Below are 11,355 nucleotides of genomic sequence, written 5' to 3' on the forward strand. Positions count from 1 at the left end.
TTGGCAGGGAATTGAAACAACCAACCCTGATCAGCAGGAGCGAAAAGTAGCTTAAACTACGCCAGATCCTGTCCAACAAATGGGGAGTAGCTCAGAATAGAGAAAAATTTACACCTGGCAGTGAAAACGTTTTTGCAGATCTTGGATTTGAAGAACCTGCTCAGATGAAGTTGAAAGCATTAACGGCTGGGCAAATTAACTCCATAATCGAAGACCTTCACTTAAGCCAGAACCAAGCAGCTGAGCTTCTTAGTGTCTCTCCAGAAACGCTTACAAATCTAAAAACAGGAAAGCTCTTTGAATTTTCTTTGGATGCACTTTTGGGATTTATGATAAAACTAGGTCTAGATGTCGAAATCATTTTTACACCCACAAGTGATGATCAACGACCTAGCTATTTCGTCACCGTAGAAAACAAAAAGACAAAAGTGGCGACATAATTTTTTAAAAATCAACACCGACGTTGGGCATCTTTTGGTTGTCGTTTGGGCGAGTAGGCCGCCGCGGTCATTTCTGAGCTTATAGGAATAAGGGTTTTCGATTTCTGCATTTGGGCAACTACTGCCGGTTTTTGCATGTTGTTGATAAGACACTTATAGTTTGTCCATACGAGCAATTTCTGAGTGGTTTCACGAAGCATAGTTTGTCCAAAAACTTCGCGAACCCCTGTTTTACTGGGGTTCGCAAAGCTGCCATTGGGGTTGAAACTTCCCAGAGTTGCAGTGTGCCGCGAATCCAAGACACTTGACGAATTGCCGTCTGAGATCAATCAATGACGCTATGGATTCGAACAAGCTCACATCGCCCATAGGCTAAACGCTCACCTGCTGATCTCCTATCAGCTGGCTGGTTACCTTTTCAAAACCAGCTCTTGACTTCGAACCATACCAAGACAAAGCGTCAATCTCATGCACTTCCTGCTCACATCATCCTGCCTGCGAATATCGGATTCTATCCGATAACCCGATTTTCGGGAGGCAGCATGGGTATGCGGGCGGGGCTTATATCCCTGTAGCTCCAGATTAGACTGCACGAGTCGGTTCGAGTCCGATGCCTCCTGCCATTTCCACATGGCATTGCACGAGGCAGACATGGACAAAGATTTTAGAACCGAACTGAAACGACTTGAGGTTCTGGGCCCATTGGAATTCTCCGTATTGAAGGATCTTTTCGAAGGTTCCCTATCTGTGACCCTAGATGCCGCAATGCTGGCGCAAAACCTTGAGGTTAATTCTGAAGACACCAGCGCCGAAGTGCTCTGCTTTGAGGTGCCCTTCACGCAAAAGCGCCGTGGCATTGAAGCCCGCTTTTTTATGTCCGGTTCCGCATTGAGTATCGACAAGGCATTGACCGCCAACATCGCGAAGAGGCAGGACTGGCTCAGGCGGATTAAGAAAGGTGAAACCTTTGCCGAGATCGCGGATTTAGAAAACACCACCAAAAAGCGCGTGCAGCAAATGTTGGACTATGCGTTTCTGGCCCCTGACATCGTGCGCGATGTTCTGGCTGGAAAACAGCCAATCGGGCTGACATCCACATGGATTGCGACTCACTTTGTCCCGTCAGATTGGGCAGAACAGCGCGAGCTGATCACCACGCTTTAATCCTTCAAACCCAAACTGGAAAGACAAATTTGGCCAACAGAGTCACTTCGCAAGAAATGGAGGAATTCGTCTCCGTTTAGGCGTTTCTGTGTGGTGGGAGTTTCCGTAGGAGTTTGAAATATCGCCTTAAATTTGAGTGCTGTCGCTACTCGGCAATATAGGAAGACTTGGTGGCAGCCCGTACGAGAATCGAACTCGTCTTTCCAGGTTGAAAACCTGGCGTCCTAACCGATAGACGAACGGGCCACGTGAACCGGTGGCTCAATTTTGTTTCCGAATTATCGGAAATCGCTTTGGTGGCAGCCCGTACGAGAATCGAACTCGTCTTTCCAGGTTGAAAACCTGGCGTCCTAACCGATAGACGAACGGGCCATGCTGAAGCTGAGGCGGTATTTAGGCAAAGCGCCGTTCCGACGCAAGTGGAAATTTGGGACTCTTGAATTTTTTTGGATCGCTATGGCTCCGAATTCAAAACTTACAACAAAGCCGGTCTGGTCAAGCTGCGCGCCACCCAGGCGATCCAGAGCCAAACGCCGCACCTGAACACCAAGGCCCCAAGGGTTCGTGGCTCGTAAGGCAAGCCGCGCAAAACATGAATCGCAAAGGCAAACGCGACAAGCAAAGTCGCGGTCGTGATCAGCATTGAAAGCCTCGCGGCCCATGGTTTTTCGCCCCAAAGCCCTAATCCCGCAGTGACATAGGCGAATCCGGCAAGAAAGTTGAACCACAAAACAAAGGGGACCACCGTGCCCATATCGAGACCGGCAAACAGCGTGCTGCCTCCGGAAAAAATTGTCAGGAGGCCAAAGACGATGGCGATCAGAGCCGCAGTTTTGAATTTTGACATGGTCGGCCTTTTGCGATGCATATTGGATGCGCGTAACCTTGTGTCAGAAAAGGTTGAATTGTCGGCCTTGTCAAAGTGCGTGTTGCCGCAGGCCTTACGCCTCGGCGGCATCCTCAAGACGCAGTTGCACAGACTGGCGTCCGCCCCACGAATTGATTTCCAGTCGACCAGCAAGGTGAAAGCGCGATCCGCCATGGTTTTCCAACCGGGTGCCAAGGGCAGTGTCATACGCCCCAAAAGCAATCGCATCCAGACGGGTGCCTGACGTGTCCCCAAAGGTGAGCTTTAGATGGCTCTCACCCACCCGTTTGGCAAAGCGGATTTCCACTTCGGGAAAGGCAAAACGCGGGGCAGGGGCGCCCGCGCCAAAAGGGCCAGCTTTGTCGATATCGTTGATGAGCTCGGGGGTTGCAGCCTGTGGCATCAACATCCCGTCCAGTTTCAGATCGGCGGGACCTGCATCACCTGCCCCCTGTTTGGCCAGCAATTCGCAAAGCCGCTCCATTGCCGGTTCCAGCTGATCGCGTGCGACCGTCAGGCCAGCGGCCATCTTGTGACCTCCGCCCTTGAGCAAAAGCCCCTCGGCGGTCAGTTTTTGGATCGACGCGCCCAGATCGACACCGCTGATAGAGCGGCCCGAGCCTTTGCCTTCGTCACCGTCCAGACCAATCACAATCGCCGGGCGGTTGGTGGTTTCTTTCAGGCGGCTGGCAACAATGCCAACAACACCCGGATGCCAGCCTTCGCCCGCGGCCCAGACCAAGGGCGCGTCAAACCCGCGCTCTTCGGCCTGTTCCATAGCAGCAGCCCGCACCGAGGCCTCAATATCGCGGCGTTCAGTGTTTAGCTGATCCAGTCGTGCGGCCATAGCGGCGGCCTCATGGGGATCGTCAGTCGCCAAAAGCCGCGCACCCAGATCGGCCTGACCAATTCTGCCGCCTGCATTAACCCGTGGGCCCAGCAGGAACCCGAGATGATAGCTGTTTGGCATGGCATCCATGCGCGACACATCCGCCAGTGCCACAACACCTGGGCGTTCGCGCCGCGCCATCACCCGCAAACCCTGCCGCACCAGCGCCCGGTTGACGCCGATCAATGGCGCCACGTCCGCCACTGTTGCCAGCGCCACAAGGTCCAGCAAAGCCATCAGGTCGGGGCCTTGGGCGCCTGCGTCACGCAAACGCCTATTGGCTTCGACCAGCATCAAAAATACCACCGAGGCGGCACAAAGATGGGCCAGCTCACCACTTTCGTCCTGCCGGTTTGGGTTCACCACCGCCACAGCGGATGGTAAGGTTTCACCACCCAGGTGGTGGTCCAGAACGATCACATCCGCGCCCTTGGCCGCAGCAATCGGCTCGTGGCTTAACGTGCCGCAATCGACGCAAAGTATCAGGTCGTGGTCTTTGGCTAATGCGGCCATGGCAGGCGCGTTCGGGCCATAACCTTCGTCGATCCGGTCAGGAACATAAAGGGTCGCCGCCAGCCCCATGCCGCGTAACCATGTGATCAGCAGGGCCGCTGAGCTGCCACCATCCACATCATAGTCTGCAAAGACAGCAATCTTCTGTTTGGCTCTCACGGCTTGCAAGAACCGCTCTGCGGCCGGCTCCATATCCTTGATGCCACGCGGGTCCGGCAACAAGTCAGCAAGTTTTGGTTCTAGGAAGGAGGCCGATTCTTGCGCAGTGACCCCACGCCGCGCCAAAACCTGACATAACGCAGGCGGCAGATTTGTCTGTTGGGCCAAAGCTTCGCCGGCGCGGTTCACTTCGATTGAGGGACCCAGCCAACGGCGGCCTGTCAATGACGCGGAAATCCCCAGAAAATCGCTCATGTCAGGTCTGCAATGATGGATTCCACAGTGCGCGCGGTCAGAAACTCGCCGTGAATATGGGCGATGGCGGCGTTGTGAATGTCTTCGGCCGACATTGGCGCCAGATCCGGATTCCAGTCCGTTTGGGCGCAGGATGCGAAGGCCGCACAAGCGTCATGCGCCAGCACAGTGTTGAACCCAAGGTTGGCGGCCATGCGGCTGGTGGTCGACACACAATGCGGAGTGGTCAACCCGCAGGTCACCACATCGGTGACACCCAAGTCGCGCAGATGTGCTTCAAGCGTGGTGCCGATAAAGGCGGAATTGGCGGATTTTTCAAACACAGTCTCGCCCGGCAGGGGCGCCACTTGGGGCATAAAATCGGTGCCACCTTTACCCGCAGCCAGCGGGCTGCCGGGATTGGTGCTGACATGGCGAATATGCACAACTGGCGCGCCTGCTTTGCGCCACTGTGTTAGCAACCTGCCCGCCTTGTCTTCGGCATCAGGATTGTTCCGCGCGCCCCAAAATGTCAGGTCACGAAAAGCAGTCTCGATATCGATCAGCAGAAGGGCAGGGTGCATGGCATGCTTTCGTTCAGACGGGGCTGCGATAGGTCATGCGACGCACCGACCCGGTTTTTGAACGCATGATGATTGTCTCTGTGGTGACCCAGCCGGGTTCGGCCTTGATGCCAGCCACCAGCGACCCTTCGGTCACGCCAGTTGCGGCAAAGATCACGTCCTCGGTGACCATCTCGTCACGGCTGTAAATGCGATCAAGGTCTGTGATTCCGGCTTTGGCGGCGCGGCCACGTTCGTCGTCGTTGCGAAACAACAAACGACCCCAGATTTGCCCGCCCATACATTTCAATGCAGACGCGGCCAGAACACCTTCGGGGGCGCCACCGTCGCCCATGTACATGTCAATACCTGTGACCTCTGCCTCGGCGCAATGCATGACACCAGCCACGTCACCATCCGTGATCAGACGGATCGCCGCTCCGGTCGAACGGACCTCAGCAATCATGGCCTCATGACGGGGGCGTTCCAGAATACAAACGGTGATGTCTGTTGTGTCACAGCCCTTGGCTTTGGCCAGCGCCTCGACGCGTTCTTTCGGGCTCATTTCAAGCGATACAACATCGGTCGGATAGCCCGGGCCGATGGCCAGTTTTTCCATGTAGACGTCCGGTGCGTGCAACATTGATCCACGCGGTCCCATCGAAATCACGGTCAGCGCGTTGGGCATATCTTTGGCGGTCAGCGTTGTGCCTTCCAGCGGGTCCAGTGCAATGTCTACGCCCGGGCCGTTGCCGGTGCCAACTTCCTCGCCGATATAAAGCATTGGCGCTTCGTCACGTTCGCCTTCGCCAATCACCACAACGCCGGCGATGTCCAACAGGTTCAGCTGATCGCGCATGGCGTTCACAGCGGCCTGATCTGCGGCTTTTTCGTCACCACGACCCACCAGTTTGGCAGAGGCCAGGGCGGCTTGTTCAGCCACACGGGCCAGGCCCAGTGACAGCATACGATCCTGAAATTCGGCTTTGGTCGGCATAGTGGAATCCTTGGAATGAGTTTTGTTCTATTGGGTTTAGTCCTGCACGCCGCAGCGCACAAGGTTTTGCGCTAAGTATCGCTCAGACAGTTTCGATGCGCAGAGCAACCGGCGCGTTTACCATCACACCGGTGGCGTTCATCGCGTCAACGGCTGCATCCAGTGCCGCGCGTTGCGTTTTGTGGGTCACGATCAGCACAGGCGCATTGGCGTCACTGTGGCGGGTCTGGCGCATACGGTCGATGCTGATGCCGTTTTCGCCAAGGACTGTGGCAATCTTGGCCAGTGCGCCGGGTTTGTCCTCAAGTGTGAGGTGCAGATAGTAGGGTGCGGGCGAGTTTGACTGGGCAGATTTGGCTTTGGTCAGAGTTCCGACCGGCACGCCGAAGGTTGAAATGCGCAAGCCGCGCGCGATATCACACACGTCGCCCATCACCGCACTTGCGGTTGGACCTTCACCCGCGCCGGGGCCGCGCAGGACAACCTGTTCCACCGCGTCGCCTTCAATCACCACCATATTGGTGCCGCCTTTGAGTTGCCCCAACGGGCTGTCTGCCGGCACGAGGCAAGGTGACATGCGCTGCTCCAGACCGCGACCTGTCATCTGGGCCACGCCCAGCAGTTTGATCTTGTATCCAAGGTCTTCGGCCTGTTCGATATCTTCGATCGAGATGCGCTGAATCCCCTCCAGCTCGACCCCGTCGAAATCCACTTCGGTGCCAAAGGCGATCGATGATAACAGCGACAGCTTGTGGCCCGCATCAATGCCACCCACGTCCAAATTTGGGTCGGCTTCGAGAAATCCCAATGCGTCGGCTTCGGCAAAAACCTCATCGTATGGAAGGCCAGCGTCCTGCATCCGGGTCAGGATATAGTTGCAGGTGCCGTTCATCACGCCCATCACCCGTGTGATGTCATTGCCCGCGAGCCCTTCGGTCAGGGCCTTGATCACCGGAATGCCACCTGCAACCGCCGCTTCAAAACGAATGACGAGGTCTTTGTCTTCGGCAGCAGTGGCCAGAGCATGGCCATGGTGCGCAAGCAAAGCTTTGTTGGCGGTGACCACGTCCTTGCCAGATGCAATGGCAGCCTCAATCGAGTCCTTGGCTGGTCCCTCATGACCGCCCATCAGTTCGACAAACACGTCCACATCGTCGCGTTTGGCAAGAGCGACCGGATCGTCCTCCCAGGCGTAGTCGCTCAGAGATACACCGCGGTCCTTGTCGCGCGACCGCGCAGACACCGCTGTAATGACCACCGGGCGCCCGGTTCGCTGGGCCAGAAGATTAGCCTTTTGGCGAACGATTTTGATGACACCGACACCAACGGTGCCCAATCCGGCAATGCCAAGACGCAAAGGCGTGGTCATGGTCTGCTCCTCACGAGTTAAATCCTGTTCGCCATGTAGCGGGTTCAGACAACGGGTGCAACGCAGCTATTGCATCTAAAGAGATCGGAAAGGCGTTGTCCGAAAGGGATGAGGCCGACTTATTCGATGGGGCGATTGCGCAATTCGTCCGCGCGCCGGTTCAACCCGTTAAGGCGCCCTTCAAGGTTGCTGGCGCTGTTTTCGTCCAGATAGCCCGGACCGGGCTCTGCCATCTCTTTGACGGGAATGAGATCCGGATAGGTCGCATCGCCAATGTCCTGACTTGTCACCTGATCCACCTCAGGAAATTGCGCGCAGGACGCCAGCAAGGCAACACAGGTCAGTGAAAAGATTGATCGCATGGGCCATCTCATTGCAGGGCACTTAACGCTTTTTGCACCAGAGAACGGTTTCAGGCAAGTGAGGCTTTTAAGTGAACGGATGTTCAGTTAACCTGAGGGCATGGCACGTACCACAGGTTCTCATTCCGACATCACCGGCCCACGCGTGCGCGCGGCGGCCTTATCCCTGTTTGCTCAGCATGGATTTGCCGCTGTTTCTATGCGCCAAATCGCCAAGGACGTCGGCGTGCAGGCAGGGGCGCTGTATAACTATACGCCGGACAAACAGAGTTTGCTGTTTGATCTGATGCAAACCCATATGCAGGAGCTTTTGGAGGCACGCGCCGAAGCCTTTGAAGAAGGGTCTGCCATGGCCCGCCTTGAGGCCTTTACCCGGTTTCATATCCGGTTTCACTCTCAGCGCCCGGAAGAAGTGTTCATCGCCTATATGGAGCTGCGCAATCTGACACCAGAGAATTTCGCGCGCATCGAAGGTTTGCGCCGTCGTTATGAGGACGAGTTGGAGGCAATTCTTCAGGCTGGGGTTGGTGAGGGCCTTTTTGCCGTGTCTGATACAAAGATTGCGACTTTGGCGGTGATTGCTATGCTGACCGGTGTGAACACTTGGTACCGTGAAGGTGGGCGCCTGTCGCTGGATGAGGTCGAGCGTATTTACTGGGACATGGTCCGAAAGTCAGTTTCTGCCTGAACCAGATCCTCCCGCCGTTTTATCCGCATCAAAGATGCGTCAAAAACGTTGGGCGTGGCCGGGGCGCTGCCCCGGACCCTGGAGTATTTTTACCAAGATGAAGTCTGGCACGAGCGCCTGTTAGTGGGCTGGTTTGATGAACGTGCCGTTGCGCAGCTCGGCGAAAGCCTGTTGCAATTCTTCACGAGTGTTCATCACAATGGGCCCGTGCCAGGCCACGGGTTCCTGAATAGGCGCGCCCGAGATCAGCAGAAAACGCACCCCCTGTTCGCCTGCCTGGACCGTGACTTCGTCACCAGTGCCAAAGCGCACCAAAGTGCGGTCCCCGGACATATCACGGATGTTGACTTCTTCCCCTGCAACTTCTTTCTCCAACAACACGCCCGAAGGGGCAGAGGCATCGGCAAACGCCCCGTCGCCTTCGAATACATAGGCAAAGGCACGGCGGTATGTATCAACCGGAAAGGTCTTTTTCACACCTGCGGGCACAAAGATATCAAGGTATTGCGGATCGGCAGCGATGCCGTCTACGGGGCCGGATTTGCCCCAGAAGCTGCCCACAATTACACGCACACGGGTGCCGTCGTCTTCCTGGATTTCGGGAATTTCTTTGGCGGCGACATCCTGATAGCGGGGTGCGGCCATTTTGAGATCGCGCGGCAGGTTGGCCCAGAGTTGAAAGCCGTGGTTTGTGCCTTGAGCGTCCGGGGTTGGCATTTCCTGATGCAGGATGCCGGAACCCGCCGTCATCCATTGCACGTCGCCTGCTCCCAGATTGCCGGTGTTGCCCAGTGAATCCTGATGTTCGACCGAGCCCGACAGCACATAGGTGATGGTTTCAATGCCCCGGTGCGGGTGCCACGGGAAGCCTGCGGAAAATTTGGCCGGATCATTGTTGCGGAAGTGGTCCATCATCAAAAACGGGTCCAGCTCTTCTGGATCCTGAAACCCGAAAGCACGGTGCAGATGTACGCCCGCACCCTCCATCGTGGGGGTGGCGGCGCGTTGTTCAAGAACAGGTCTGATAGACATGGGGTGTCTCCTTTGTTCCCTTCAACTTAAGGCGCGTTGGCTTTTGCACAATGGCACAGACTGTGTACCTTTGAACGCGACTTGTGCACTTGATCACAGTGGGCAACGAAACGGCCGTTTGAAAAACAGGTTTCGAACACCAGATGGTATTGGCATAGTGAACAAAACACATATCAGGAAATCGCCGGGGAGGGCTGATGATGCTGGGTTCAATGATGATGCGTCCGCTGAGGATTGCGGACATTCTGACATATGCCGCCGAGATACATCCAACGGGCGAGATCGTGTCGGTCCGTACCGAAGGCGACATTCATCGCACCACATACCGCGAAACCTCTGAACGTGTGGCGCGGCTGGCGCATGGGCTTAACGCCCAAGGGGCTAAAACCGGAGACCGGATCGCGACACTGGCGTGGAACGGCTATCGCCACTTTGAGCTGTACTATGCGATCTCAGGCATCGGGGCTGTCTGCCACACGATCAACCCGCGACTGTCGGCGGAACAAATGACCTATATTGTCACCCACGCCGAAGACACGATGCTGTTTGTAGACCTCACTTTTGTGCCACTGGTTGCCGCCTTGCGCGGGCAATGGCCTGATGGGCTCAAAATCGTGGTGATGACGGATCGCGCCCATATGCCAGAGGGTGACTACCTTTGTTATGAAGAACTGCTGGAAGGTCAGGCAGACAGTTATGACTGGCCGGAGTTTTCCGAAGAGACCGCCGCGGCGCTATGCTATACGTCCGGCACCACGGGCAACCCCAAGGGTACGCTATATACCCATCGCTCGACCGTTTTGCATGCCATGATGGTGGGGCTTGGCCTGCCTGCGGCGTTGCAACCGGGCAAAAAGATTCTGCCCGTTGTACCGCTCTTTCATGTCAACGCATGGGGTTTACCTTATGCCGCGCCACTCACAGGCGCGTCGCTGATCTTTCCTGGTCCGGCGCTGGATGGCGAAAGCCTGTTCCGCCTGATGGACACCGAAAATGTGTTCTCGGCCTGGGGCGTTCCCACCGTCTGGCTGGGTCTGCAAGGCGAGATTGCCAAACAGGGGCGTATTCCAAATGGTTTTGGTGACATGGTTGTCGGGGGCTCGGCCGCACCCGCCAGCATGATCCGCGACTTTGAAGAGCGCGGCGTGAACGTCTGTCACGCCTGGGGTATGACCGAGATGAGCCCGGTTGGCACCCAAGGCAATCTGCCCGCCCATCTGGAGCATCTGTCGATGGACGAAAAGGTGGCGCTTAAAGGCAAGCAAGGGCGGCGTATCTTTGGCGTGGACCTCAAGATTGTGGATGAAGACGGCGGGCGTCTGCCCCATGACGGCGAGGCCGCAGGCGAATTGTTCGTGCGCGGTAATGCGATCACGTCGGGGTACTTCCACAATGACGAAGCCAGTGCTGCGGCTTTCGACGCCGAAGGATGGTTTGGCACGGGAGATGTCGCGACCATCGACAAAGACGGCTATCTGACGATCACCGACCGCGCCAAAGACTTGATTAAATCGGGCGGTGAATGGATCAGTTCTCTGGATCTGGAAAACACTGTCATGGCGCACCCTAAAGTGGCCAATTGCGCGGTGATCTCCGTGGCGCATCCCAAATGGGATGAACGGCCCTTGCTGATTGTTGTGCCATCCCCCGAGGGCAAACCTGAAGTGTCGGAATTGATGGCGCTTTTGGATGAGCACTTTGCCAAGTGGCAATTGCCGGATGACGTGGTGTTCGTGGACGAACTGCCCCTGACCGCGACAGGAAAGGTCTCCAAGCTGACTTTGCGCAAGAAGTACAAAGACCACGTGCTGCCCGCAGGTTAGGCCGGGGTCTAAACGAGAAGTGGAATTACGCTGCATTGGGAAAGAAGGTCCGTTGAGAGCAAAAGAAGGTCCGGTGAGAGCAACGGTTCGCAAGGGGAAGGTCGGCTTTGAGCCCAATGCAGACATCTGGTTCAAGTGCAGCATTGGTCGTTAACGGCGGATTCTGTTGAAAAACTCTTATTGATTTGAGGCTGTGTCACTGATTCAATTGTTCCTAGCAACGGGGGTAATTTCGATGTTGGGACCAAAGCAAG

11 protein-coding genes and 2 tRNA genes are annotated in these 11,355 nt (G+C 56.1%); 4 read left to right on the forward strand and 9 right to left on the reverse strand.

Going from position 1 to position 11,355, the window contains the following annotated elements:
- Positions 1-68 precede the first annotated feature (68 nt).
- Positions 69-440, forward strand: a complete 372-nt coding sequence (locus BUC32_RS19445) for a helix-turn-helix domain-containing protein (protein ID WP_073257156.1) — start codon at positions 69-71, stop codon at positions 438-440.
- Between the two features lie 651 nt (positions 441-1,091).
- Entirely contained in the window at positions 1,092-1,604 is a 513-nt protein-coding gene (locus BUC32_RS19450; RefSeq protein ID WP_139280807.1) for a hypothetical protein, read from the forward strand.
- A 171-nt stretch (positions 1,605-1,775) separates the two neighbouring features.
- On the opposite strand, the gene BUC32_RS19455 is transcribed toward BUC32_RS19450, so the two are convergent.
- The 8 genes from BUC32_RS19455 to BUC32_RS19490 all read right to left on the reverse strand — a co-directional run bounded on the left by BUC32_RS19455 (position 1,776) and on the right by BUC32_RS19490 (position 7,558).
- Positions 1,776-1,850, reverse strand: a tRNA-Glu gene (locus BUC32_RS19455).
- A 51-nt stretch (positions 1,851-1,901) separates the two neighbouring features.
- Positions 1,902-1,976, reverse strand: a tRNA-Glu gene (locus tag BUC32_RS19460).
- Between the two features lie 103 nt (positions 1,977-2,079).
- Positions 2,080-2,451 (reverse strand): hypothetical protein, encoded by a 372-nt coding sequence (locus tag BUC32_RS19465; protein ID WP_073257178.1) that lies wholly within the window; start codon positions 2,449-2,451, stop codon positions 2,080-2,082.
- Between the two features lie 94 nt (positions 2,452-2,545).
- A complete protein-coding gene (gene recJ, locus BUC32_RS19470; RefSeq protein ID WP_073257160.1) occupies positions 2,546-4,288 on the reverse strand; it encodes a single-stranded-DNA-specific exonuclease RecJ in 1,743 nt (580 codons plus the stop codon).
- Positions 4,285-4,851, reverse strand: a complete 567-nt coding sequence (locus tag BUC32_RS19475; protein WP_073257162.1) for a cysteine hydrolase family protein — start codon at positions 4,849-4,851, stop codon at positions 4,285-4,287. Before BUC32_RS19475 ends, recJ begins: the two co-directional genes overlap by 4 nt.
- 13 nt (positions 4,852-4,864) lie before the next feature.
- Positions 4,865-5,827 (reverse strand): class II fructose-bisphosphatase, encoded by a 963-nt coding sequence (glpX, locus tag BUC32_RS19480; protein ID WP_073257164.1) that lies wholly within the window; start codon positions 5,825-5,827, stop codon positions 4,865-4,867.
- 82 nt (positions 5,828-5,909) lie between these two features.
- Entirely contained in the window at positions 5,910-7,196 is a 1,287-nt protein-coding gene (locus tag BUC32_RS19485; protein WP_073257166.1) for a homoserine dehydrogenase, read from the reverse strand.
- Between the two features lie 119 nt (positions 7,197-7,315).
- Positions 7,316-7,558 (reverse strand): hypothetical protein, encoded by a 243-nt coding sequence (locus BUC32_RS19490; protein ID WP_073257168.1) that lies wholly within the window; start codon positions 7,556-7,558, stop codon positions 7,316-7,318.
- Between the two features lie 100 nt (positions 7,559-7,658).
- Here BUC32_RS19490 and BUC32_RS19495 point away from each other — a divergent pair, with 100 nt between their 5' ends.
- Entirely contained in the window at positions 7,659-8,246 is a 588-nt protein-coding gene (locus tag BUC32_RS19495; protein WP_073257171.1) for a TetR/AcrR family transcriptional regulator, read from the forward strand.
- Positions 8,247-8,366: 120 nt separating this feature from the next.
- On the opposite strand, the gene BUC32_RS19500 is transcribed toward BUC32_RS19495, so the two are convergent.
- Positions 8,367-9,278: a pirin family protein gene (locus tag BUC32_RS19500; protein ID WP_073257174.1), complete on the reverse strand. Its 912-nt coding sequence runs from the start codon at positions 9,276-9,278 to the stop codon at positions 8,367-8,369.
- A gap of 200 nt (positions 9,279-9,478) precedes the next feature.
- On the opposite strand from BUC32_RS19500, the gene BUC32_RS19505 reads away from it, so the two are divergent.
- A complete protein-coding gene (locus BUC32_RS19505) occupies positions 9,479-11,101 on the forward strand; it encodes a long-chain fatty acid--CoA ligase (protein WP_073257181.1) in 1,623 nt (540 codons plus the stop codon).
- Positions 11,102-11,355 lie beyond the last annotated feature (254 nt).

The organism is Shimia gijangensis (assembly GCF_900142085.1).
Lineage (GTDB): Bacteria > Pseudomonadota > Alphaproteobacteria > Rhodobacterales > Rhodobacteraceae > Shimia > Shimia gijangensis.